We start from the raw sequence: 24,787 nt of genomic DNA on the forward strand, positions 1-24,787 counted from the left end.
GGCTGGCCGGCGCAGCAACCCGAGACACCTACAACAATGAAAAAATTCGTCCTTGTCCTGTCTGCTGCCGCCACGTTTGCGGCCTTTCCCTCGTTCGCGCTGGCTGCGCCAGGCGTCGATCCGCAGGCGACCACCGCCGTCAAGGCGATGTTCAATGCCATGGAGATGCGCAAGAACATGAACGCCATGTACGCGCAGATGCAGCAGGCCATGCCGGCCATGATGCGCCAGCAGCTGGGCGGCATGATCCAGGCCGACCCCAAGCTTGACGCGCAGCAGAAGCAGGAAGCCATGGCCAAGGTCGAACAGTCGCTTCCGCACATGACCCAGTCGCTGGCGAAGATCTTCAACGATCCGGCCCTGGTCGACGCGATGATCGACGAAATGGTGCCGCTGTACGCCAACAACTACACGGTCGCCGAGATCAAGCAACTGACCGCGTTCTATCAGAGCCCGGTGGGCCGCAAGATGATGACGCTCACGCCGAAGCTGGCGACCGAGGGCATGGCAGCCGCGCAGCGCGTGATGATGCCGCGCGTCGCCAAGCTGATGCAGGACATGGCCCAGGACGTACAGAAACCGTAAGCGCATAGAAAGGACCGCCGGATGGAGCAACACACGCAGGTATTCAATTTTTCGGCCGGCCCGGCCGTCCTCCCGAAGGAAGTGCTGCAGCAGGCAGCGAGCGAGATGCTCGACTGGCACGGCAGCGGCATGTCGGTGATGGAGATGAGCCACCGCGGTCCGGAATTCATCTCCATCTACCAGCAGGCGGAAAGCGACCTGCGCGAGCTGCTGGCGGTGCCGACCAACTACAAGATCCTGTTCATGCAGGGCGGGGGGCTGGCCCAGAACGCCATCATCCCGCTCAACATGGTCGGCTGCTGCCCGCAGCCGGCGACGATCGATTTCATCCATACCGGCTCCTGGTCGGGCAAGTCGATCAAGGAAGCCAAGCGTTACGCCCACGTCAACATCGCCGCCTCGAGCGAGGCGAGCGGCTTCACCGGCGTGCCGCCGCAGGACACCTGGAACCTCACCTCGCACGCGGCCTACCTGCACATCTGCACCAACGAGACCATCGACGGCGTCGAATACAACTTCGTGCCCGACTCCAAGCCGAAGGTGCCGATCGTGGCCGACATGTCCTCGCACATCCTGTCGCGCCAGATCGACGTGTCGAAGTACGGCGTGATCTTCGCCGGCGCCCAGAAGAACATCGGCCCGGCCGGCCTGACCCTGGTGATCGTGCGCGACGACCTGCTGGACGACGCGCTGCCGATCTGCCCCTCGGCCTTCCACTGGCGCACCGTGGCCGAGCACGACTCCATGTTCAACACGCCGCCGACCTACGCGATCTACATCGCGGGCCTGGTGTTCGCCCACCTCAAGCAGCAGGGTGGTGTCGCGGCGATGGAACAGCGTAATATCGAGAAAGCGCGCCTGCTGTACGAGGCGCTGGACGCCGACGACTTCTACCAGAACCGCGTCGCGCCCGAATACCGCTCGCGCATGAACGTACCCTTCTACCTGCGCGACGAATCCCTGAACGACAAATTCCTGGCCGGCGCGAAGGCGCGCGGGCTGCTGCAACTGAAGGGCCACAAGTCCGTCGGCGGCATGCGGGCATCGATCTACAACGCGATGCCGCTCGAGGGTGTGCAGGCCCTCGTCGATTATTTGAACGAATTCGCGGGGCGGTAACACGCGACCGCCGCGCGGCAATCCACGGACGCATGCGCCCGTAGATTGCCATGCGGATTGAAATAACGAGCTTACGATGAATGACAAACTCCTCCCCCTGCGCGAGCAGATCGACGCGATCGACGCGCAAATCCTTGAACTCCTGAGCCGTCGCGGCAAGATCGCCCAGGAAGTCGGCCACGTGAAGGCCGAAACCAACGCCCCGGTGTTCCGTCCCGAACGCGAGGCCCAGGTGCTGCGCGGCGTGGCCGAGCGCAATCCCGGCCCGCTGAAGGACCGCGACGTCCAGACCATCTTCCGCGAGATCATGTCGTCCTGCCGCGCGCTGGAAAAGCGCGTGACGGTGGCCTACCTCGGCCCCTCGGGCACCTTCAGCGAGCAGGCCGTGTACCAGCAGTTCGGCAGCGCCATCGAGACGCTGCCCTGCGTGTCGATCGACGAGGTGTTCCGCGCCACCGAGGCCGGCACCGCCGACTTCGGCGTGGTGCCGGTCGAGAACTCGTCCGAGGGCGCGATCAACCGCACCCTCGACCTGATGCTGGCCACCACCACCGTCATCAGCGGCGAGATCTCGATCCCGGTCCACCACAGCCTGATGACCAGGACCGGTTCCATGGACGGCGTGACCGTCGTGTGCGCCCATTCGCAGGCGCTGGCCCAGTGCCAGGTGTGGCTCAACCTGCACCATCCCGGCATCGAGCGCCGCGCCGTGGCGTCCAATGCGGAAGCGGCGATCCTGGCCAGCCAGGACCCGACCGTGGCGGCGATCGCCAGCGAGATGGCGGGCGAGCAGTACCAGCTCGGCGTGGTGCAGGCCCACATCCAGGACGATCCGCACAACCGCACCCGCTTCGCCGTCATCGGCAGCCTGGAAACCGGCCCGTCCGGCCGCGACCATACCGCCATCGTGCTGGCCGTGCCGAACAAGGCGGGCGCCGTCTACAACCTGCTGGCCCCGCTCGCCAAGCACGGGGTGTCGATGACGCGTTTCGAATCGCGCCCGGCGCGCATCGGCACCTGGGAGTACTACTTCTATGTCGATATCGAGGGCCACGTGCGCGACGCCGCCGTCGCCCGCGCCCTCGACGAGCTGAAGGACAACGCCGCCTTCTTCAAGGTGCTCGGCTCCTACCCGCAAAGTCTTTAATTTCCATTTTTATTCGAGAATCCCATGTCGCAATTCGGTCCAGATTACGTCCGCGCCATCGCCCCTTACCAGGCCGGCAAACCCATCGCTGAAGTCGCCCGCGAGTTCGGCCTCGACGAAGCCAAGATCGTCAAGCTCGCCTCGAACGAGAACCCCTTCGGCATCCCCGAATCGAGCCGCGCCGCGATGGCGCAGGCTGCCGCCGACCTCGGCCGCTATCCGGACGCCAACGGCTTCGAACTGAAGGCTGCCTTGTCCGCACGCTACGACGTCCCGGCCGACTGGATCACCCTGGGCAACGGCAGCAACGACATCCTCGAGATCGCCGCGCACGCTTTCGTGCAGAAGGGCGAATCGGTCGTGTATGCGCAGTACTCTTTCGCCGTGTACGCGCTGGCCACGCAGGGCGTGGGCGGCCGCGCCATCGTGGTCGCGGCCAAGGACTACGGTCACGACCTGGATGCGATGGCGGCCGCCATCGAGCCTGATACCCGCCTGGTCTTTGTGGCCAACCCGAACAACCCGACCGGCACCTTCATCCCGGCAGCCGAGATCGAAGCCTTCCTGCAGAAAGTGCCGAGTAATGTGGTCGTGGTGCTGGACGAGGCCTACAACGAATACCTGGCGCCGGAGCACCAGTTCGAATCGAGCCAGTGGGTGCGCAAGTACCCGAACCTGATCGTCTCGCGCACCTTCTCCAAGGCCTACGGCCTGGCCGGCCTGCGCGTCGGCTTCGCCATCGCCCAGCCGGCGGTGACCGACCTGATGAACCGCATCCGCCAGCCTTTCAACGTCAATTCGCTGGCGCAGGCCGCCGCGATCGCCGCGCTGAACGACAAGGAATTCCTGGAGCAGGGCGCGCGCAACAATGCGGAAGGTTACAAGCAGTTGACCGCCGCTTTCGATGAGCTCGGCCTGCAATATGTGCCCTCGTTCGGCAACTTCGTGCTGGTGAAGGTGGGCGAGGACGACCAGGCCGGCGCGCGCGTCAACCTGGCGCTGCTCAAGCAGGGCGTGATCGTGCGCCCGGTCGGCAACTACGGCTTGCCCCAGTGGCTGCGCATCTCGATCGGCCTGCCGGAAGAGAATGCCGCCTTCGTCGCAGCGCTCAGGAAGGTTCTCGGCTGATGATCGACCGGCTCGTCGTCGTCGGCGTCGGCCTGATCGGCGGTTCCTTCGCGCTGGCGCTCAAGCAGGCCGGCGTGGTACGCAGCGTGGCCGGACTGGGCCGTGAGCCGGCCGCGATGGCGCGCGCGCTCGAACTGGGCATCGTCGACGAAGTCTGCGAGACCCCGCAGCAGGCGATGTGCGGCGCCGACCTGGTGCTGCTGGCCGCGCCGGTCGGGCAGACCGGCGCGATCCTCGCTTCGCTGCTGCCGTATCTGGAGCGGCACACCGTCGTCACCGATGCCGGCAGCACCAAGTGCGACGTGGTCGCCAGCGCGCGCGCGGCGCTGGGCGAGCGCATCAGGCAGTTCGTGCCCGGCCACCCGATCGCGGGCAGCGAATCCAACGGTCCGGATGCGGCGCGCGCGGAGCTCTACCGCGGCAAGAAGACCGTGCTCACGCCTTTGCCGGAAAACTCGGCAGGCGATGTCGAGCGCGTGGCCGGCGCCTGGCGCCACTGCGGTGCGCTCATCCATACCCTGAGCCCGCAGGACCACGACCGCGTATTCGCCGCCGTCAGCCACCTGCCGCACCTGCTGGCCTATGCGCTGGTGGACGATATCGCCGCCAAGCCGCACGCCAGCCTGCTGTTCCAATACGCCGCCAGTGGCTTTCGCGACTTCACGCGGATCGCCGGCTCCTCGCCCGAAATGTGGCGCGACATCAGCCTGGCCAACCGCGAGGCCTTGCTCACCGAGCTCGATGCATATCTGGCACAATTGACTTCATTGCGGGCGACGCTCGCCGCCGCCGACGGACGCGGCCTCGAGACCGTCTTCGCCAACGCGCAGCGCGCGCGGCGCGAATGGATCGAGGCGATCGAGGCCGGCTCGCAGCCGCCCCCGCAGAACCAGGACATAGAATGACGCAGTCTAAACACTACCCGCAGCACATCGACCTCGAACCCGTGATCCACGTGGAAGGGGCGGTGCGCCTGCCGGGTTCCAAGAGCATCTCGAATCGCACCCTGCTGCTGGCGGCGCTGTCCGAGGGCACCACCACCATCCACGACCTGCTGGCCTCGGACGACACCATGGTGATGCTGGGCGCGCTGCGCTCGCTGGGCATCCAGTGGGACGAAGTCGACGAGCGCACCGTGGTCGTGCACGGCCAGGCCGGCGTGCTGCCGGTCCACGAGGCCGACCTGTTCATGGGCAATGCCGGCACCGCGATCCGTCCGCTGACGGCCGCGCTGGCCGTGATCGGCGGCGACTACACCCTGCACGGCGTCTCGCGCATGCACGAGCGCCCGATCGGCGACCTGGTCGATGCGCTGAACGAGGTCGGCGCCCAGATCGAGTACACGGGCGAGCAGGGCTTTCCGCCGCTGCGCATCAAGCGCGGCCGCATTGCCGCCAACCGCATGGCGGTGCGCGGCAACGTGTCGAGCCAGTTCCTGACCGCGCTCCTGATGGCCGCGCCCCTGATGGCGACCACCCATGCGGTGTCGATCGACGTGGTCGGCGAGCTGATCTCCAAGCCCTACATCGAGATCACCCTGAACCTGATGCGCCGCTTCGGCGTGACGGTCGAGCAGAACGGCTGGGCCTCGTTCACCGTGCATCCGGGCCAGCGCTACCAGTCGCCCGGCAGCATCCACGTCGAGGGCGATGCCTCCTCGGCCTCCTACTTCCTGGCGGCTGGCGCCATCGCCGGCGGCCCGGTGCGGGTCGAAGGCGTGGGCGAGAACAGCATCCAGGGCGACGTGCGCTTCGCCGACGCGCTCGAGCGCATGGGCGCCATCATCACGCGCGGCGAGAACTGGATCGAAGCCCGTTCGAACGGCGTATTGAAAGCGATCGACGCCGACTTCAACCACATCCCGGATGCCGCCATGACCATCGCCGTGGCCGCGCTGTACGCCGACGGCCCGAGCACGCTGCGCAACATCGCCAGCTGGCGCGTGAAGGAGACCGACCGCCTGGCCGCGATGGCGACGGAGTTGCGCAAGGTGGGTGCCGAGGTGGAGGAGGGGCCGGACTACATCCGCATCACCCCGCCGGAGCAGCTCAAGCCCGCCACCATCGACACCTACGACGACCACCGGATGGCGATGTGCTTCTCGCTGGCCTCGCTCGACGGCAAGGCGCGGCGCGGCAACGCGATGCGCATCAACGACCCGAAATGCGTGGCCAAGACCTTCCCGGAATACTTCGAGGCTTTCGCCGGCATTGCGAAGAACGAGCTGTTTTGAACACGGCGTCGCGGGGGAAACAGTAGAATGCCGACTGGACCGTTTTACCCCCGCGACCATCACATGCCAAATAATCCCATTCCCGTCATCGCCATCGACGGCCCGACCGCTTCCGGCAAGGGCACCGTTGCCGCCAAGGTCGCCGAGCGCCTGGGCTTCCACCTGCTCGACTCGGGCGCCCTGTACCGCCTGACGGCGCTGCAGGCGATCCGCCGCGGCCTCGAGCTGCGCGACGAGCACGGCATCGCCAAGCTGGCCGAACACCTGCCGGCGCGCTTCGTCGGCGGTGATATCTTCCTGAACAACGAGAATGTCACCGGCGCGATCCGGGCGGAAGAGGTTGGCAACATGGCATCGAAGATCGCCGCGCTGCCGACCGTGCGCCAGGCCCTGTATGGCCTGCAATTGGGCTTTCGCGAGACGCCCGGCCTGGTGGCCGATGGGCGTGACATGGGCACGGTGATCTTTCCCGGCGCGAAATTAAAAGTGTTCTTGACCGCAAGCGTCGAGGCACGTGCGCAACGCCGGTATAAGCAATTGATTGACAAAGGATTTTCTGCTAATATGGACGATCTGCTGAAGGATTTGAAGGAACGAGACGAGCGCGACACCAAGCGCGCGATCGCTCCCCTGGTCCCGGCAGAGGATGCGCACCTGCTCGATACCTCGAACATGTCGGCTGCGGAAGCGGTCGAACAGGTGTTGGCGTGGTATGCGCATAAGTAGTCTTGAAATGGTGGTCTGAGGGGAGTTGTTAGCTCCAAGACCGTCATTCCGGCGAAGGCCGGAATCCAAGTTCGATGAGTCGCCGTTGGCTCGAGTCATCGCCGCAGCGACTGCGTTAGGAAACTTGGGTCCCGGCCTTCGCCGGGACGACGTATCAAGGCGGGTGGCCAGAATGGGGCCCGCGACGGTACGGCGTCCTTGTAGGGTGCCTGCGGCGGCAATTCCGCCATCGCAGGTGTGTGTCAACCTAACCCCAGTTCAGTCCGCACCATCGCCGGCCTGCTGGGCTAACTCGAGTAATAACCTTTATGTCTACTGCAACCAATCAAGATACCGGCATGGAAAGCTTCGCCGCCCTGTTCGAAGAATCGCTGTCGCGTCAGGACATGCGTTCGGGCGAAGTCATCTCGGCTGAAGTCGTGCGCCTGGATCACAACTTCGTGATCGTCAACGCCGGCCTGAAGTCGGAAGCCTTCATTCCGGTCGAAGAATTCAAGAATGACCAGGGCGAACTGGAAGTCCAGATCGGCGACTTCGTTTCCGTGGCCATCGAATCGCTGGAGAACGGTTTCGGCGATACCATCCTGTCGCGCGACAAGGCCAAGCGCCTGGCATCGTGGCTGGCTCTGGAAAAAGCAATGGAGTCGGGCGAGATCGTCACCGGCACCGTCAACGGTAAAGTCAAGGGCGGCCTGACCGTCCTGACCAACGGCATCCGCGCATTCCTGCCGGGTTCGCTGGTCGACACCCGTCCGGTCAAGGACACCACCCCGTTCGAAGGCAAGACCCTGGAATTCAAGGTCATCAAGCTGGACCGCAAGCGTAACAACGTGGTCCTGTCGCGTCGCGCCGTCATCGAAGCATCGATGGGCGAAGAGCGCGCCAAGCTGATGGAAACCCTGAAAGAAGGCACCGTGGTCACCGGCGTCGTCAAGAACATCACCGACTACGGTGCGTTCGTCGACCTGGGCGGCATCGACGGCCTGCTGCACATCACCGACCTGGCATGGCGTCGCGTGCGTCACCCGTCGGAAGTGCTGTCGGTTGGCCAGGAAATCACCGCCAAGGTCCTCAAGTACGACCAGGAAAAGAACCGCGTCTCGCTGGGCGTCAAGCAGCTGGGCGACGATCCGTGGACCGGTCTGTCGCGTCGCTACCCGCAGGGTACCCGTCTGTTCGGCAAGGTCACCAACCTGACCGACTACGGCGCGTTCGTGGAAGTCGAGCAGGGCATCGAAGGCCTGGTGCACGTCTCGGAAATGGACTGGACCAACAAGAACGTGGCTCCGAACAAGGTTGTCCAGCTGGGCGACGAAGTCGAAGTCATGGTCCTGGAAATCGACGAAGAGCGTCGTCGTATCTCGCTGGGCATGAAGCAGTGCAAGGCGAATCCGTGGGACGACTTCGGCATGACCCACAAGAAGGGCGACAAGGTCAAGGGTTCGATCAAGTCGATCACCGACTTCGGCGTGTTCATCGGCCTGCCGGGCAACATCGACGGCCTGGTGCACCTGTCGGACCTGTCCTGGACCGAAGCCGGCGAAGAAGCCGTGCGCAAGTTCAAGAAGGGCGACGAGCTGGAAGCAGTCGTGCTGGCAATCGACGTCGAGCGCGAGCGTGTCTCGCTGGGCGTCAAGCAGCTGGAAGGCGACCCGTTCAACAACTTCGCTTCGCTGAACGACAAGGGCACCCTGGTCACCGGCACCGTGAAGTCGGTTGAGCCGAAAGGCGCCGTGATCGCGCTGAACGACGAAGTCGAAGGCTACCTGCGCGCTTCGGAAATCTCGCGTGACCGCGTGGAAGACGCCGGCACCCACCTGAAAGTGGGCGACAAGGTCGAAGCCCTGGTCATCAACATCGATCGCAAGGCTCGCAGCATCCAGCTGTCGATCAAGGCGAAAGACAACGTCGAGACCCAGGAAGCAATGAGCAAGCTGGCAGCCGACAACAGCGCCGCTTCGGGCACCACCAGCCTGGGCGCACTGCTGAAGGCCAAGTTCGACAACAAAGGTTAATTCCTTTCCGAGGCGACCAGATGACCAAGTCCGAGCTGATCAACCGCCTGGCTGAGCGCTATTCTCAGCTGGTGGCGAAAGATGCGGAGTTTGCCGTCAAGACCATCCTCGATGCGATGACCAACGCCCTGGCGACCGGGCAACGCATCGAGATCCGTGGTTTCGGCAGCTTTGCGCTGAACAGCCGACCCCCGCGCATCGGCCGCAACCCGAAGTCCGGCGACAAGGTGATGGTGCCCGAAAAACGGGTGCCCCACTTCAAGCCGGGCAAGCAGTTGCGCGAGCGGGTGGACGCGATGGTCGGGCAACCGATCATGGAAGACTGAAGTCGTCTGCCGCGAGCAGACAAAAACGGCGTCCCCCCTGGGGATGCCGTTTTTTTTCGTGCCTTGCCGGCAGCTTGCCGGGGCAGCGCTAGCTCGGCTTTTGAAATATCATGTCGGATATGCGACACTTCGCCTTTGTGCATTCACCCAGCGGGCACTGCTGATGAAATTTGTCTCCACCATTGTTGGCGTCATCCTGTTCGTCCTGTTCTTCGGCTTCGCCCTGAAGAACACGCAGGAAGTCGACCTGCATTTCTTCCTCAACTATGAACTGCGCGGCCCCCTCGTGCTGATGCTGCTGGCCTTCTTCGTCGCCGGCGCCGCCCTCGGCATCCTGGCCCTGACCCCGACCGTGTTCCGCCAGCGCCGCCAGACCTCGCAGCACAAGAACACCATCCAGGCCCTGCAGAGCGCCGCCGGCACTGGCACCGCCCAGCCGACACCGGATGCCGTGAACCCGGCGCCGAAGCTGGCCCAATAAGCCGGTTCACACGCCAACACAGAACAAGAACACATGGATTTCGAACTCTGGATGCTGCTCGGCATCCCATTCTTCTTCGGCCTCGGCTGGATCGCCGCCCGCGTCGACATCAATTCGCTGGTCTTCGAATCGCGCACCCTGCCGCGCGGCTACTTCAAGGGCCTGAACCACCTGCTCAACGACCAGCCGGACAAGGCCATCGATTCCTTCATCGAGATCGTCAAGCTCGATCCCGAATCGGCCGACATGCACTTTGCCCTCGGCAACCTGTTCCGCCGCCGCGGCGAGACCGAACGCGCCATCCGCGTCCACCAGAACCTGCTGGCGCGTCCCGACCTGCCGGGCGAGCAGAAGGCCCACGCCCAGTACGAACTCGGCATGGACTACCTGAAGGCCGGCCTGCTCGACCGTGCAGAGGAAACCTTCAACCTGCTGGTGGGCACCGCCTTCGAGGTGCAGGCGCGGCGTGCGCTTCTGGAAATCTACCAGCGCGAAAAGGAATGGCGCCGCGCGATCGACGTCGCCAACGGTTTGCAGGAGTCCGGCGCCGGCGCGCGCCAGAAGGAAATCGCGCAGTTCTACTGCGAGCTGGCCCAGGATGCCCTGGTGCACCTGCAGCCGAGCGACGCCATGCAGCTGCTCGACAAGGCCTTGCTGGCCGACCGCTCCAGCGTGCGCGCCACCATCCTGATCGGCGACGCCCAGCTGGCCCAGGGCGATACCGAGGCGGCCCTGCTCACCTGGCGCCGCGTCGAGCAGCAGAGCGTGCCGCACGTGGCCCTGGTGGCCCAACGTTTGATGGATGGCTACCGCAAAGTAGGTAGACCACAGGAAGGCGTCAATCTGCTGCGCTCCTACCTGGCCGAGGCATCGTCGATCGACCTGATCGAGGTGGTGTTCAAGGCCGTGATCGAACTCGACGGCGTGGAAGCGGCCAAACAGCTGGTTGTCGAGGAGCTGCGCCGCAACCCGACCCTGCTGGGCCTGGATAAACTGCTCGAGGCACACCTGATGGATGCCCGCACCGAAGTGTGGGAAGAGCTGTCGATGGTCAAGAACCTGGTGCAGCGCTACACCCAGAAGCTGGCGCGCTACCAGTGCAGCCACTGCGGCTTCAAGGCGCGCCAGTTCTATTGGCAGTGCCCGGGCTGCAGCCGCTGGGAAACCTATCCGCCGCGCCGCACCGAAGAACTCAATGTGATGAACTGACGCAGCCTTATCTATGACGCATCCGATCCCGAGCCGCCTGCTGGCGGCAGACAGCTTCCGCCGCGAGGCGGCCCCTGAACTCTCCAGCGTGCGCCTGCTCGTGGTGGGCGACGTCATGCTCGACCGCTACTGGTTCGGCGACGTCTCGCGCATCTCGCCGGAAGCGCCGGTGCCGGTGGTGCGCATCGAGCGCCGCGAGGAGCGCCTGGGCGGCGCCGCCAACGTGGCGCGCAATGCCGCCGCGCTGGGCGCGCATACGGGCCTGCTGGGCATTACCGGCAAGGACGAAGCGGGAGAAGAAGTCGAGAAGCTGCTGCGTGAGGCATCGATCCATAGCTACATGAAGCGCGACGAGGCCATCTCGACCATCATCAAGCTGCGCGTCATCGGCCGCCAGCAGCAGATGGTGCGCATCGACTTCGAGGACGCGCCGACCGAGACCGTGCTGCGTGACAAGCTCGACCAGTTCCGCGCGCTGCTGCCCGACTACGACGTGGTGATCCTGTCCGATTACAACAAGGGCGCGCTGGTGAACGTGGCCGACATGGTGCGCGAGGCGCGTACGGCCGGCAAGATCGTGCTGGTCGACCCGAAGGGCGACGATTTCACCCCTTACCGCGGCGCGACCATCCTGACCCCGAACCGTTCGGAACTGCAGCGCGTGGTGGGCACCTGGAAGACCGAAGAACAATTGACCGAGAAGGCGCAGCGCCTGCGCGCCGATCTGGGCCTGACGGCATTGCTGGTGACCCGTTCCGAAGAGGGCATGAGCCTGTACAGCGAGAACGAGGTGCTGCACGTGCACGCCGACGCACGCGAGGTGTTCGACGTCTCGGGCGCGGGCGACACCGTCATCGCGACGCTCGCCGCGATGCTGGGCGCGGGCGCGCAGCTGGACGAAGCCCTGGCCACCGCCAACCGCGCCGGCGGCATCGTGGTCGGCAAGCTGGGTACGGCGACCGTCACCCGCGAGGAACTCTTCCCGGGTTGAGTTCGCTCAAGGCCGGGTCGTCAACGGCAGCCCGGCAGCTCCGTTAGTGCGTGGATGGATGGCGCCGCCGTCCATCGTACGAGAACCTACGGAGAACATTCAATGATCAAGAAACTGGTATTCGCTGTTGCCGCGCTGGTCGCTTCGACCGGTATCGCCTTCGCCCAGGTCGACGTCAACAAGGCCGATGCGGCCGCGCTGGACGGCATCAAGGGCGTGGGTCCGAGCATGTCGAAGATGATCCTCGACGAGCGCGCCAAGGGCGAGTTCAAGGGCTGGGCGGACTTCCAGCAGCGCGTCAAGGGCGTGGGCGACAAGAAGGCCATGAAGCTGTCCGAGGCCGGACTGGTGGTCAACGGCAAGGCGATGGAAGCCGGCGCCGCCAAGCCGGCCAAGGCCGAGAAGACCTCGGCCAAGGCAGCCGGCAAGGACAAGCCGGCCGAGCAGAAGGCAGCAATGTAAGAAAGAAACCCGCGGCGACGCGGGTTTTTTTATCGCAGCCGGGGGACGCCCGCTTACTGGCGGATGCGAATGTCGATGTTCACCTGCGGGTCACGGCGCTCATGGCGGCCGTAGTCCGGGTAATAGTTCGAGCTGGCCGGATAGTAGTGTTGCCGCACGACCGGACGGCCATAGTAGCGGTCTTCGTAGCGGCGCTCGGCATAGTGGCGCTCCGGGCGTTTGCACTTGCGCTTTTCCTTGTACTCACCCTTCTTCCACTTTTGCTCGACCTTGCAGTGTCCGTCCCAATACACCTGCTTGTATTCGCGTCCATGACGGCCTTTGCCGTTTTCATGTTTCCACGAGTCTGCCATGGCGGCGGACGATACCGATGCAAGTGCAAGCAACAACAGTGACATGGCCGGTTTCTTCATGATGGAACTCCTTATCTGTATGTTTCCATACTAGACGAGCCCGGCCGGTGTTCCGCTACGACTGTGTTATCGGATGTTACAAGGCCTGATGGCCAGGCTCAGGAGGGCGGACGGCGCAGGATCTTCTCCATCGGCTTTCCTTTAGCCAGCTCGTCGACCAGTTTGTCGAGGTAGCGGATCTTGCGCATCAGCGGATGCTCGACCGTTTCGACACGCACGCCGCAGACCAATCCCGTGATCAGGGAACTGTGCGGATTCAGGGCAGGTGCTTCAACAAAGAAAGCTTCTACACTCTTCTGCTGTTCGATCTGGCGCTGCAGGCCGGCCGCATCGTAGCCGGTCAGCCAGCAAATCAGCTGGTCCACTTCTTCCCTGGTCCGGTTCTTCCTTGCCGCCTTCTGGACGTACATCGGATACAGCTTGGCGAAGGGTGTCGCGAAAATGCGATGTTCAGGCATGGTGCTGTGTCCCACACGGGATTGACCCGCATCTCTACAACAAAATAAATGACGAATTTGAGCATGAAAAGCACGCTCATGCTATAGTGTTGCGCTTAGGAAATTACTGTTGTTTTATTGTTAGCTTTTCGATCGCGACACCGAGATTCACCATGAAAAAGAAGTCCCTCACCATTGGTACCCGCCTGGCTGTCGGCTACGGCGCCGTGTCCTTCCTGATGATCGTCCTGACCGCGCTGGCCATCAGCCGTGTCGGCAACATCGACAGCATCCTCAACCACATCAACGACGTCAACAACGTCAAGCAGCGCTACGCGATCAACTTCCGCGGCAGCGTCCATGACCGCGCGATCGCCCTGCGCGACGTGGTGCTGGCAGCCGATCCGGCCGCCGCCGCCGCGCCCGTCAAGCCCATCCAGGTGCTGGACGAGAACTATACGCGCTCGGCCGAACCGATGGACAGGCTGTTCCGGGAGCTGAACGATATCCAGCCGGCCGAGAAGGCGGCCTTGGCATCGATCAAGGAGCAGGAGCGCCGCACCAGGCCGCTGATCGAGCGCGTGATCGCGCTGCACGCCGCCGGCCAGGCGCAGGAAGCCGCCGCGCTGCTGTCGCGGGAAGCGGCGCCCGCCTTCGTGGATTGGCTGGCCAGCATCAACGCCTTCATCGACATGCAGGAGCAGCAGAACAAGCTGGAAGCGGCTGGCGCCCGCAAGATGGCATCGGGCTTCTTCGGCTGGATGACCCTGCTGTGCCTGGGCGCGATCGCCGTCGGCGCGACGGGCGCCTGGATCATCACGCGCGGCCTGCTGCGCCAGCTCGGCGGCCAGCCGGATTACGCGGCATCGATCGTCAGGGCCATCGCCGCCGGTGACCTGGGCGTGAAGATCGAGACCGCCCCGGGCGACAGCAGAAGCCTGCTGTTCGCCATGAAAGGCATGCGCGACAGCCTGGTCGCCATCGTCGGTCAGGTGCGGCACGGCACCCTGAACATGGCCAGCGTCTCGACCGAGATCGCGGACGGCAACCGCGACCTGTCGCACCGCACCGAACGCCAGGCCGGCACGCTGGAAGCGACCACCGCTTCGGTCGAGCAGCTCACCGCCACCGTGCGCCAGAACGCCGACAATGCACGCCAGGCCAATGCGCTGGCGGAATCGGCGTCCGAAGTCGCCCTGCGCGGCGGCATGGTGGTGTCCCAGGTGGTCGAGACCATGGCCTCGATCAACGATTCGTCGAAGCGGATCGTGGACATCATCGGCGTCATCGACGGCATCGCCTTCCAGACCAATATCCTGGCGCTGAACGCTGCCGTGGAAGCGGCGCGAGCCGGGGAGCAGGGCCGCGGCTTTGCCGTGGTGGCGACCGAAGTGCGCAACCTGGCGCAGCGCTCGGCGAGCGCCGCCAGGGAGATCAAGCTTCTCATCGGCAGCTCGGTCGAGCGGGTCGATGCGGGTGCGCGCCTGGTGGACGAAGCGGGCAGCACGATGAACGACATCGTGGCCTCGGTGCGCCGCGTGACGGACATCATGGCCGAGATCAGCCGCGCCAGCGCCGAGCAGAGCGCCGGCATCGGCAAGGTCAACGACGCCATCGGCCAGATGGACGAGGCCACCCGCCAGAACGCGGCGCTGGTGCAGCAGGCGACGGCGGCCGCGGCGGCGCTGGAAGAAGAGGCGGAGCGGCTGGCGCAAGTGGTGAGCGTGTTCTGCCTGGAGGCGACCAACGACGGCGCGCTCGCGGCGCCTGCGCGGCTGGCGATCGCCGAGGGGGGATCGATAAGTGACTAGCGCGCGTGTCAGATGTATTGACTGACACCGCTCAATCCGCATGAGAAGATGTGCATGTGATTTGCACTTCATAAACCAGAAAGGTACTCATGCCTCACGCCCGCATCTCTTCCACCCTGCTGGCCGCACTGCTCGCCCTTGGCGCCGGTGCAGCAAGCGCCGCACCGGCCACTCCGGCAGCGCCTGACTTCAAGCGCCAGCAGCCCCAGATCAACAAGATCCTCGCCGAGATCTCGCCCAAGCGCATGGAAGGCTATGTCGCCAAGCTGGTGAGCTTCGGCACCCGCCATACGATGTCGGAGACGGAATCCGACACCCGCGGCATCGGCGCCGCCCGCCGCTGGATCAAGGCGGAACTCGAGCGCTGCGGCGCCGGCACGCCGCTGCAGGTGTCGTTCGACAGCCACATCGCCCCGGTATCGGCACGCATCTCGCGTCCGACCGAGATCGTCAACGTGGTCGCCACGCTGCCGGGCACCCAGGAAGCCTCGAAGGACCGCATCTACGTGGTCAGCGGCCACTACGATTCGCGCGTCAGCGACGTGATGAACTACACTGCCGACGCCCCGGGCGCCAACGATGACGCTTCCGGCACCGCGGCCACCATGGAACTGGCCTGCGTGATGGCCAAGCACAAGTTCGACGCCACCATCGTCTTCATGGCGGTGGCCGCCGAGGAGCAGGGCCTGCTGGGCGCGCGCCACTGGGCCACCCAGGCGCGCCAGAAGAACCTGAATATTGCCGGCATGTACACCAACGACATCATCGGCAGCTCGCGCGCCGACAATGGCAAGGTGGACAACAAGCAGGTGCGCCTGTTCTCGCAGAGCATCCCGGCCACCAAGGAAATGAGCGAGACCGTGCGCCAGCTGGTCGCCACCGGCGGCGACAGCGATTCGCTCTCGCGCCAGCTGGGCCGCCACACCAAGGAGATGGGCGAGCGCTACGTGAAGGGCTTCAAGGTGTCGCTGATCCACCGCGCCGACCGCTACCTGCGCGGCGGCGACCACATGCCTTTCCTGGAGCAGGGCTACGCGGCGCTGCGCTTCACCGAACCGGCCGAGGACTTCGCGCACCAGCACCAGGACCTGCGTACCGAAAACGGCAAGGTCTACGGCGACCTGATCGAGTTTAATGATGTCGACTACATCGCCAAGGTGACCAAGGTGAACGCCGCGGCACTGGCCTCGCTGGCGCTGGCACCAGGCGCGCCGCAGAACGTCAAGCTGCGCACCGACAAGCTGACCAACGATTCGACCCTGGTGTGGCAGGCGAATGCCGAACCGGACCTGGCGGGCTACCGCATCGTCTGGCGCGACACCACCGCCAGCGAGTGGCAGGGTTCGAAGTGGGTCGGCAACGTCCTTGAAGCGACCATCGACCTGTCGAAGGACAACGTGTTCTTCGGCGTGCAGGCGGTCGACAAGGACGGCAACGTGAGCGTCGCCACCTATCCGCTGCCGCAGCGCTGATCCGGCGCGGTTCGCATAAGGGGCCGGCCCTCCTTGGCCGGTCCGGGGCGGCCCAATACGCCACCTTGCCGTCCGGATTAAAATAGCGGTTTAGGAAATCGCGAGAGAGCAAGGAATGGCTTACAAGACCATCGAAGACACGATCGGCAACACCCCGCTGGTGCAGCTGGTGCGCCTGCCCGGCGCGGACGCGGCTGCCCGCAACAACATCATCCTCGGCAAGCTCGAAGGCAACAACCCGGCCGGCTCCGTGAAGGACCGCGCCGCCATGTCGATGCTGCGCGGCGCCGAGGAGCGCGGCCAGATCAAGCCGGGCGACACCCTGATCGAAGCGACCAGCGGCAACACCGGCATCGCGCTGGCCATGGCGGCCGCCATCCGCGGCTACAAGATGGTGCTCCTGATGCCGGACAACCTGTCGATTGAGCGCCGCCAGAGCATGGCGGCCTATGGCGCCAGGATCATCCTCACGCCGAAGTCGGGCGGCATGGAATACGCGCGCGACATGGCCGAGCAGATGCAGAAGAACGGCGAGGGCATCATCCTCGACCAGTTCGGCAACCAGGACAATCCGCGCGCCCATTACGACACCACCGGCCCGGAAATCTGGCGCGACACCGAAGGCCGCGTCACCCATTTCGTCAGCGCCATGGGCACCACCGGCACCATCATGGGCGTGTCGCGCTACCTGAAGGAACAGAACCAGGCGGTGCGCATCATCGGCGCCCAGCCGGAAGAAGGCTCGTCGATCCCGGGCATCCGCAAGTGGCCGGAAGCCTACCTGCCGAAGATCTACGACAAGGCGCGCATCGACCAGGTCGAGTCGGTGAGCCAGGCCGCGGCCGAGCAGATGGCGCGCCGGCTGGCGGCGGAAGAGGGCATCTTCTGCGGCATTTCGGCGGCGGGCGCCTGCGAAGTGGCGCTGCGCATCTCCCAGACGGTGGAAAACGCGACCATCGTGTTCGTCGTCTGCGACCGGGGCGACCGCTACCTGTCGACGGGCGTGTTCCCGGCCTGAACCCGGCTACCCATCCATGCGAAAAAGCCATCCTGACGGATGGCTTTTTATTTTCAGCAACTTCTTGCGCGTCCGGATGGCTCGCCCGCAGCGTTCCTGCGTTCGCTTCGTCCGGCAAGGCCTGCGCCGGCGTCGAGCGGCAAGCAGGACCTGCCGCGACGCCGCAGCGCGCTTACGCCTCTTTCGGAGCGGCGCCTTCTTTCGGCTTGAACTGCTTGTCGCTGATGCGGAACTTGGCGCGGCGGTCGCCCATGAGGTAGCGCAGGTCGCGGATCGACAGGTCGCTTACTTCATGCATGCGGATCAGCAGCGAAGCGCCGACCGGCAGGCGGTGGTGGCGGATCTTCGAGATCACCGGCGGTGCAACTTCCAGCGCGCGCGACAGCGCCGCGTCGTTCTTCAGGCGCAGGTTCTCGATCAGGGTGTCGAGCAGGCGGTTCGGGTTGTACTGCAGGAGCTCATCGGACTCCGAATCGCTATTCATATCAATGCCGACTTGGTTTGTCATGATTCAATATCCTATTTTGGGTTGGACGGAGCCCCATGCGGCGCTCGGCTCCAGGCTACGGTATTTCGTAATTTTCTATTCAATTGTACAACTAATTTCTAATCTGATACTCAGTAGCAATAACGATCAGATCGATTTATTCAGTATTGTTGTCTCACCGCAACAATAGCCGCAATGCAATTCTCTCACAAACTCACGGAAATAATAATTGTTTTTTGATTAATGCCCAGTGTATCGCCAACGGGTGTTTGATGCCGCACGGTATGAAAAGTACTGACAGAGTGCTAAGAAAAGCGGGAGTATGACAAGTGGAGGGGTGTTTCTGCAGAGAATCTGCAGAAAAGTAACGCATACCCCCGGGGAGTATGGGGGCAGGAGGGGAGTTCAAACGGGCAGAAAAGGCGCGAAGCCCGTTACAAATCGATACAAAGTTTCCCGCCGGGCAATGCTCAGCCGCCGCGCGAGGCGCGGACGGCACGGCCAAGTTCGATCACCGACATGGCATAGAAATAACTGCGGTTGTACTTGGTAATGGCAAAGAAGTTATCGTCGGCCACCCAGTATTCGGTTGCCTCGGCGCCGTTCTGCAGGTCGACCAAGCCGTACAGGCGCTCGGCCGGCAGCGCCGCCGCCGTGGTAACGCCGGCGGCGCGCAATTCTTCGGGACGCAAGGTAGCCTTCAGCCCGCGTTCGAGCAGCGGCTCCCAGGCATGGTTCGGCGACACGTCGGCCGGGGTTGCCGGGCTGTTGCGGTGTTCCGGGTTCCAGCCATGCTGGATCAGGAAATTGGCCACACTGCCGATCGCATCGTCCGACGACTGGCGCAGGTCGATCTGGCCGTCCTTGTTGAAGTCGACGCCGTACTTCAGGATATTCCCCGGCATGAACTGCGGCATGCCGACCGCGCCGGCAAACGAGCCCAGCAGCGAGAAGGCTTCCACCTTGTGCTCGCGCGCAAACAACAGGGTATTCGCCAGCTCGCTACGGAAGAAGGCCATGCGCGCGGCGCGGTTCGGCGTTTCCGGATAGGCGAAAGCGAGCGTCGCCAGGGTGTCGAGCACGCGGAACTTGCCGGTGTCGCGGCCATAGATGGTCTCGACGCCGATGATGCCGACGATGATCTCGGCCGGCACGCCGTAGGCCGCTTCGGCCCGCGCCAGGGTCTCGGCATTCTCGTTCCAGAAGCGTACCCCGGCGGCAATGCGGATCGGCTCGATGAAGCGGTCGCGGTAGGCCTGCCAGTTCTTCGGCTTGCCCGGCGGAGCGGGCTTGACCAGCTGTACCGCCGAATCGATGAAGCGCGCCTGGCCGAACAGCGATTCGAGGTAGGCGCGCTCGAAGCCGTGCTGGGTTGCCATCTCGTCCATGAACTCGCGCACCGCCTGCCATTCCAGGAAGTTGTGGTGCTCGCCGTCGTAGTCGATCATGGCGGCGGCCGGAGCGGCCTTCAGCACCTTGCTCGAACGGGCGGAGACGCGCTTGCCTGCCTTGTCTTTCTTGCTCTTGGCCTTGGCGGCTTTTGCTTTGGCGGCTTTTGCTTTGGCAGCCTTGGCGGCCTTGGTCTGGACCTGCGGATCCTTCGCGCCGGCTTGCGCCTGCCCGGTCGGGGCAAAGGCGATTGCCAGCGCGGCAAACAGGGGAACGATCGATTTCATCTGACTTGCGACAGTAATCTCTTCAAGGTAGCGGCCAGCTGGCGGTCAGGCGCGGGCTGGGGCGGCGCATAGCGCCAGGCGCTATAGCGGCGCAAGAATTCGGCGGCGGCGTGCAGTGATGGCGGCGCCAGCTGCTGCGAGGCCGCGATCCGGGCCGCGTAGGCGGTGGGCCCTTCGTCCGCTGCACGTGCCAGGCCCAGGTGGGCGAGGCGCTTGCATAGGGAGGAGTATACCGCCTCGACTGGATTGTGTTCCCTGCGGAGGTACAAAATTCTTCCCAAGAGCAACACTCCGGCCCCCAGCATGATCAAGCCGGCAACACGCCAGCCCGCCAGGCTCTCGCTCACGCTTTGCAGCAAGCCGCGCTGGCGTTCCGGGGTGTAGTTCAGCACCCACTGGTTCCAGCCGTTGTTGACGGCGCCCAGTGCGTTGCGCAGGCGCCCCAGCAGCGAATCGCCGTTGGCGCCGAACATCGACAGCCCGCGCAGCGCGTCGATGCCGAAGGGCGGCGGCGGGGTGACCGCGGCCGCCAGGTTGCGCCGCACCCGTTCCGGCGCCACGGCGGCGGTCGGGTCCACCCGCACCCAGCCGCGCCCGCGCAGCCAGACCTCGGCCCAGGCGTGGGCATCGGACTGGCGCACCGTCACGTAGCCGTCGATCGGATTGAGTTCGCCGCCCTGGTAGCCGGTGACCACGCGCGCCGGGATGCCGGCCGCGCGCATCAGGAACACGAAGGCGCCGGAATAATGTTCGCAAAAGCCGGCGCGGGTCCCGTACAGGAACTCGTCGACCGAATGGCGGCCCAGCAGCGGCGGCTCCAGCGTGTAGCTGTAGGGCTGCTCGCGGAAGCGCTGCAGCACCTGCTCGATGCGGCGCGCCGGCTCCGCTTCCTTGCGCAATGCGATCCCGGCGGCCAGCGCCTTCGGGTTGTAGCCGTAGGGGAGCAGCAGCCACTGGTTGGGGTCGTCGAGCGTATCGCGCCCGTCCAGCGCATAGTCGGGGTAGGAGATCATCGGATAGCGCACCCGTCCGGCCAGCGGCCGGTCGGTGCTCAGTTCGAACTGGTGCGAGACCTGGGTCTGGTAGCCCGGCACTTCCGGCATGTGGCCGGCCATCTCGAGCGTGAACAGCCAGCGCGTGTCGGACGGCTCCAGCGTCACTTCGTAGCGCTGCGCCTGGCCGCGCACGCGCAGCGAGGTGCCGGAGCGGGTGGCGATCGAGCCGCCCCGGGTCCAGGCAGTGCCGTCGAATGCGTCCAGCACCAGGCCGCGCCAGTACAGCTGGGCCTTGGGCGGCACCGCGCCTTCGAAGCGCACCCGGAAGGCCGGCTCGTCCGACATCGCCAGGTTCGACATCTGCCCCGGCGCCATGCGTTCGGACAGGCCCGACTTGGCGCTGCCGTTGCCGCTGCCGCCCGGCATGCTCCACAGCGGGCCGCCCAGGCGCGGGAACACGAAGAACAGCAGCACCGCGATCGGCGCCGCGAACAGCAGCATCCTCGCCCCCATCGCCAGCCGCGTTCCCAGCTTCGGCACGCTGCCGGTGAACTGGAACGAGAGCTGGGTGGTGAGCAGGGCCAGCACCGCCGCCACCATCAAGAGCGCGGTGCCGATGCCCTGGGCGTAGAAGAAGTTGGTCAGCACCAGGAAGAAGCACAGGAAGATCACGACGTACAGGTCGCGGCGCGCGTGCATCTCGAGCATCTTGAAGGCGACCAGCAGCACCAGCATGGCCACGCCGGCGTCGCGCCCGAGCAGGGTCTTGTAGCTGAACTGGATGCCGGCCATTGCGCCGACGGCGATGGGCAGGAGCACCATGGCCGAGGGCATGCGCTTGCCGCGCAGCGTGATCGCGCCGCGCCAGGCCAGCGTGGCGGCGCACAGCAGCGACACCCACAGCGGCAGGTGCGCCGCATGCGGGGCCAGCACCAGGAGGGCACTGCCGAGCAGCAGCAGGGTGTCGGCTTTATCCCTCGGCAGGCGCGGCAGGGATGCCAGGGCCTTCATGGCGCCTCCTGGCTGCCGTACAGCGCCAGCGCACGCAGGCAGGCCGCCTGGTGGGCGGCGCCGTTGCCGGCGTCGTAGTGGATGGCGACGAGCCGGAAGGCGTAGGGCAGGGCGCGCTGTTCGGCGTCCAGCACCCAGCGCGTCATGCGCGACAGGCGCAGTTCGAGGTCGAGCTGGGGCGGCAGCTGCGCGAAGTCGAGCAGCAGCTCGTCGCCCACGCCGCCTTCGAAGTGCTTGGTGACGAGCTGGCCGCCGAGCGCCGGGTCGAGCCGGGCGATCTGGCGCCAGGCCAGCTGGCGCGGCGAGTCGCCGGCCTGGTAGCTGCGCACGCCGGCGAAGTCGTCGTTGCCACCGGCACGGCCGCTGCCGACCGCGTTGCCGCTCACCGGCAGCGGCGGCGCGCCTTCTTCCGGGCGCGGGTAGACCAGGGCGCGGGCGGCGGGACGCCAGTAGCTCCAGGCGCGGAACAGGCCGAGCGGGAAGCGCGTGGACAGCACCACGCGCGCCGGCTGCAGCCAGCCGCGCGCGCTAGTGGGCACGCCCAGCATCACGCTGGCGCTGCCGTGGGCGGCGATGTCGGTGACGTGGCGCGCTTCGCCCTTTTTGGAGGCATCGGAAAAGTCGATCCAGACGCCGTAGCGCGCCAGCCCCGTGCGGTTGGCGACGTGCAGTTCGAACCGGGCTTCCTGGCCGGCGAAGACGGCGGGCACGCGGCCCTGTTGCAGGGCCAGGTGGGCCAGGTTACGGTAGGTGAAGACCATGTCCACCAGGGCGCAGGACAAGGCCAGGAAGGTCAGCGCGAAGCCCAGGCCGAGGGTGTAGTTGATCGAGCCGATCAGGAGCACCAGCAGCAGGACGGCGAAGCCGATGCCGGCGCGGGTCGGCAGGATGAACACGCGGCGCTGGCTCAGCACCACCTCGCCGGCATCCAGCGTGCCGCGGCGCGGCAGCCATTTGCCGGTGGTGCGCCGCATCCAGCCGCGCAGGCCTCCTGCTGCGACTTCCATCTACACCGGAACCGATTTCTGCAGCTGCAGCACGAGGTCGCGGCTGGCCAGCGCCTGGCCGTGCGCCGACCTCAACGGGCGCAGGCGGTGCGCGCAGACCGGCACCAGCACGGCCTGGATGTCTTCGGGGATCACGTGGTCGCGTCCTTCGAGCGCGGCCCAGGCGCGGCCGGCCTGCAGCAGGGCGATGGCGGCGCGCGGCGACAGGCCCTCGGCGAACAGGCCGTTCTGGCGCGACGCCTGGGCCAGCGCCTGCACATAGGTGACCAGCGCCGGCGAGGCATGGATTTCCTTCAGGGCGCGCTGGGCCTGGGCCAGCTGCTCCGGCTGCATCGCCGGTTGCAAGGCGCGCAGCATGGCGCGCCGGTCTTCGCCCATGAGCAGGGCGCGCTCGGCGGCCGCGTCCGGATAGCCCAGCGAAAGGCACATCAGGAAGCGGTCGAGCTGGGATTCGGGCAGCGGGAAGGTGCCGACCTGGTTGGCCGGGTTCTGGGTGGCGATCACGAAGAAGGGTTCGGGCAGGGCGCGGGTGACGCCGTCGGCGCTGACCTGGCGCTCTTCCATGGCTTCGAGCAGGCCGGACTGGGTCTTGGGCGTGGCGCGGTTGATCTCGTCGGCCAGCAGCACCTGGGTGAAGATCGGACCGGGGTGGAACACGAAGTCGTTCTTCTCGCGCTCGTACACCGAGATGCCGGCCACGTCGGCGGGCAGCAGGTCGCTGGTGAACTGGACCCGGTTGAATTTCAGGCCGAGCGAGATCGCCAGCGCATGCGCCAGCGTGGTCTTGCCGACGCCGGGCAGGTCTTCGAGCAGCAGGTGGCCGCCGGCCAGCAGGCAGGTCAGGGCCAGGCGGACCTGCTGGTCCTTGCCGACCACGACCTGGCCGACCTGGCGCGCCGCCGAGTGTAATTGATTGAGCATGCTTGGGTTCCGGTGATCTGCTTGGAAGTGCGGAGCAGGACGCTTGCATGGTAGATTAGCGCCATTGGCAACCTTCATACTCCGTCAGCAACAAGCCTTTGGGTCGATTCTATGCGAAACCGGCCGCAAAGGTGCGCTATGGATGAGCATTCCCCACGATGAGCACAGCAATCTACAGCCACCCCGACTGCCTGCGGCACGACATGGGCGACTGGCACCCCGAAGCGCCGGCGCGGCTGCAGGCGATCGACGACCAGCTGATCCTGGCGCGCCTGGACGGACTGATCGAGCAGCGCAGCGCGCCGCTGGCCGACCTCAAGGACGTCCTGCGCAACCACACGCCGGGCGCGGTGGCGCTGGTGCGCGACAACGTGCCGGCCGAGGGCGACCACTACCCGCTCGACGGCGACACCATCCTGTGCCACCACAGCTACCAGGCGGCGCTGCGCGCAGCCGGCGCCGCGGTGGCCGCGACCGATGCCGTGATCGCGGGCGAAGTGGACAATGCCTTCTGCTCGGTGCGCCCGCCGGGGCACCATGCGACGCCGAGCGAGCCGATGGGGTTTTGCTTCTTCAATAACGTCGCCATCGCGGCGCGCCATGCGATGGAGGTGCACGGGCTGGAGCGCGTGGCCATCGTCGACTTCGACGTCCACCACGGCAACGGCACCGTCGAGGCCTTCCGCAAGGACCCGCGGGTGCTGATGGTGAGCCTGTTCCAGCACCCGTTCTATCCCTACTGCGACCCGGAGCCGATCACGGCCACCAGCGTCAACATCCCGGTGCCGGCGCTCAGCGACGGCGACACGGTGCGCAAGCTGGTGCAGGACTACTGGCTGCCGGCGCTGCACGCGCACCAGCCGCAGATGATCTTCGTGTCGGCCGGCTTCGACGGTCACCGCGAGGACGACATGGGCGGCATCGGCCTGGTGGAGGCCGACTATGCCTGGATCACGCGCGAGGTGATGGCCATTGCGAAGCAGTACGCGCGCGGGCGCATCGTCAGCTGCCTCGAGGGCGGATACGCGCTCTCGGCCCTGGGACGCAGCGTGGTGGCCCATCTTAAAGTGCTCGCCGAGCTCGATTGACTGCGGACTCGGCGCGGAACGTCCTTCGC

The 24,787-nt window shown here is 65.5% G+C and carries 24 protein-coding genes; 17 read left to right on the forward strand and 7 right to left on the reverse strand.

All coding sequences use genetic code 11. From position 1 onward, the window contains the following. Positions 1-36 precede the first annotated feature (36 nt). From FG94_RS21735 to FG94_RS21795, 13 genes are all read left to right on the forward strand, one after another. Positions 37-585: a DUF2059 domain-containing protein gene (locus tag FG94_RS21735; protein WP_036216090.1), complete on the forward strand. Its 549-nt coding sequence runs from the start codon at positions 37-39 to the stop codon at positions 583-585. 21 nt (positions 586-606) lie between these two features. Continuing rightward, on the forward strand, positions 607-1,704 hold the full coding sequence (serC, locus tag FG94_RS21740) for a 3-phosphoserine/phosphohydroxythreonine transaminase (protein WP_036216091.1): 1,098 nt from the start codon (positions 607-609) through the stop codon (positions 1,702-1,704). A gap of 76 nt (positions 1,705-1,780) precedes the next feature. Further along, positions 1,781-2,851, forward strand: coding sequence for a prephenate dehydratase (gene pheA, locus FG94_RS21745; protein ID WP_036216093.1), 1,071 nt, complete (start codon positions 1,781-1,783; stop codon positions 2,849-2,851). A 24-nt stretch (positions 2,852-2,875) separates the two neighbouring features. After that, positions 2,876-3,979 (forward strand): histidinol-phosphate transaminase, encoded by a 1,104-nt coding sequence (gene hisC, locus FG94_RS21750; protein WP_036216096.1) that lies wholly within the window; start codon positions 2,876-2,878, stop codon positions 3,977-3,979. Beyond that, the gene (locus FG94_RS21755; RefSeq protein ID WP_036216099.1) at positions 3,979-4,884 is read left to right on the forward strand and encodes a prephenate dehydrogenase/arogenate dehydrogenase family protein; all 906 of its coding nucleotides are present in this window, start codon (positions 3,979-3,981) and stop codon (positions 4,882-4,884) included. The genes hisC and FG94_RS21755 overlap by 1 nt, the downstream gene beginning before the upstream one ends. Then, positions 4,881-6,212, forward strand: a complete 1,332-nt coding sequence (gene aroA, locus FG94_RS21760; protein WP_036216101.1) for a 3-phosphoshikimate 1-carboxyvinyltransferase — start codon at positions 4,881-4,883, stop codon at positions 6,210-6,212. The genes FG94_RS21755 and aroA overlap by 4 nt, the downstream gene beginning before the upstream one ends. A 63-nt stretch (positions 6,213-6,275) precedes the next feature. Beyond that, a complete protein-coding gene (gene cmk / locus FG94_RS21765) occupies positions 6,276-6,938 on the forward strand; it encodes a (d)CMP kinase (protein WP_036216103.1) in 663 nt (220 codons plus the stop codon). 308 nt (positions 6,939-7,246) lie between these two features. Further along, positions 7,247-8,953, forward strand: coding sequence for a 30S ribosomal protein S1 (gene rpsA, locus FG94_RS21770; RefSeq protein ID WP_081926127.1), 1,707 nt, complete (start codon positions 7,247-7,249; stop codon positions 8,951-8,953). A 20-nt stretch (positions 8,954-8,973) separates the two neighbouring features. After that, complete coding sequence (locus tag FG94_RS21775; protein WP_036216108.1) at positions 8,974-9,279, forward strand: integration host factor subunit beta; 306 nt, start codon at positions 8,974-8,976, stop codon at positions 9,277-9,279. A gap of 163 nt (positions 9,280-9,442) precedes the next feature. Continuing rightward, positions 9,443-9,760, forward strand: a complete 318-nt coding sequence (locus FG94_RS21780) for a lipopolysaccharide assembly LapA domain-containing protein (protein WP_036216111.1) — start codon at positions 9,443-9,445, stop codon at positions 9,758-9,760. A 33-nt stretch (positions 9,761-9,793) separates the two neighbouring features. Beyond that, complete coding sequence (gene lapB / locus FG94_RS21785; RefSeq protein ID WP_036216113.1) at positions 9,794-10,969, forward strand: lipopolysaccharide assembly protein LapB; 1,176 nt, start codon at positions 9,794-9,796, stop codon at positions 10,967-10,969. A gap of 13 nt (positions 10,970-10,982) precedes the next feature. Continuing rightward, the gene (gene rfaE1, locus FG94_RS21790) at positions 10,983-11,960 is read left to right on the forward strand and encodes a D-glycero-beta-D-manno-heptose-7-phosphate kinase (protein WP_051996990.1); all 978 of its coding nucleotides are present in this window, start codon (positions 10,983-10,985) and stop codon (positions 11,958-11,960) included. A 102-nt stretch (positions 11,961-12,062) separates the two neighbouring features. Next, positions 12,063-12,422 (forward strand): helix-hairpin-helix domain-containing protein, encoded by a 360-nt coding sequence (locus tag FG94_RS21795; RefSeq protein WP_036216115.1) that lies wholly within the window; start codon positions 12,063-12,065, stop codon positions 12,420-12,422. Between the two features lie 53 nt (positions 12,423-12,475). Here the strand turns inward: FG94_RS21795 and FG94_RS26230 are convergent, their stop codons facing one another. Together FG94_RS26230 and FG94_RS21805 are read right to left on the reverse strand one after the other, a co-directional pair. Further along, on the reverse strand, positions 12,476-12,835 hold the full coding sequence (locus FG94_RS26230) for a hypothetical protein (protein ID WP_051996991.1): 360 nt from the start codon (positions 12,833-12,835) through the stop codon (positions 12,476-12,478). Positions 12,836-12,933: 98 nt separating this feature from the next. After that, positions 12,934-13,293, reverse strand: a complete 360-nt coding sequence (locus FG94_RS21805) for a DUF2200 domain-containing protein (protein ID WP_036216117.1) — start codon at positions 13,291-13,293, stop codon at positions 12,934-12,936. 152 nt (positions 13,294-13,445) lie between these two features. Here FG94_RS21805 and FG94_RS21810 point away from each other — a divergent pair, with 152 nt between their 5' ends. From FG94_RS21810 to cysM, 3 genes are all read left to right on the forward strand, one after another. Further along, complete coding sequence (locus FG94_RS21810) at positions 13,446-15,083, forward strand: methyl-accepting chemotaxis protein (RefSeq protein WP_051996992.1); 1,638 nt, start codon at positions 13,446-13,448, stop codon at positions 15,081-15,083. An 89-nt stretch (positions 15,084-15,172) separates the two neighbouring features. Further along, positions 15,173-16,555, forward strand: coding sequence for a M28 family peptidase (locus FG94_RS21815; RefSeq protein ID WP_036216119.1), 1,383 nt, complete (start codon positions 15,173-15,175; stop codon positions 16,553-16,555). 115 nt (positions 16,556-16,670) lie between these two features. After that, positions 16,671-17,573 (forward strand): cysteine synthase CysM, encoded by a 903-nt coding sequence (gene cysM, locus FG94_RS21820; protein WP_036216122.1) that lies wholly within the window; start codon positions 16,671-16,673, stop codon positions 17,571-17,573. Between the two features lie 172 nt (positions 17,574-17,745). On the opposite strand, the gene FG94_RS21825 is transcribed toward cysM, so the two are convergent. The 5 genes from FG94_RS21825 to FG94_RS21845 form a co-directional block, all read right to left on the reverse strand. Further along, positions 17,746-18,081, reverse strand: coding sequence for a hypothetical protein (locus FG94_RS21825; protein WP_036216124.1), 336 nt, complete (start codon positions 18,079-18,081; stop codon positions 17,746-17,748). Between the two features lie 449 nt (positions 18,082-18,530). Next, positions 18,531-19,736 carry a lytic murein transglycosylase B gene (mltB, locus tag FG94_RS21830; protein WP_036216125.1) on the reverse strand — a complete coding sequence of 402 codons (1,206 nt, stop codon included), beginning with the start codon at positions 19,734-19,736 and terminating at the stop codon, positions 18,531-18,533. After that, a complete protein-coding gene (locus FG94_RS21835; RefSeq protein ID WP_036216127.1) occupies positions 19,733-21,742 on the reverse strand; it encodes a DUF3488 and transglutaminase-like domain-containing protein in 2,010 nt (669 codons plus the stop codon). The genes mltB and FG94_RS21835 overlap by 4 nt, the downstream gene beginning before the upstream one ends. Next, positions 21,739-22,749 carry a DUF58 domain-containing protein gene (locus FG94_RS21840; protein ID WP_036216130.1) on the reverse strand — a complete coding sequence of 337 codons (1,011 nt, stop codon included), beginning with the start codon at positions 22,747-22,749 and terminating at the stop codon, positions 21,739-21,741. The genes FG94_RS21835 and FG94_RS21840 overlap by 4 nt, the downstream gene beginning before the upstream one ends. Next, the gene (locus tag FG94_RS21845; protein ID WP_036216132.1) at positions 22,750-23,670 is read right to left on the reverse strand and encodes a MoxR family ATPase; all 921 of its coding nucleotides are present in this window, start codon (positions 23,668-23,670) and stop codon (positions 22,750-22,752) included. It abuts the gene before it with no gap. Positions 23,671-23,828: 158 nt separating this feature from the next. On the opposite strand from FG94_RS21845, the gene FG94_RS21850 reads away from it, so the two are divergent. Further along, positions 23,829-24,758 (forward strand): histone deacetylase family protein, encoded by a 930-nt coding sequence (locus FG94_RS21850; protein WP_036216134.1) that lies wholly within the window; start codon positions 23,829-23,831, stop codon positions 24,756-24,758. The last annotated feature ends 29 nt before the right edge of the window (positions 24,759-24,787 follow it).

Origin of the sequence: Massilia sp. LC238 (genome assembly GCF_000735635.1) — a bacterium.
GTDB lineage: Bacteria > Pseudomonadota > Gammaproteobacteria > Burkholderiales > Burkholderiaceae_D > Telluria > Telluria varians.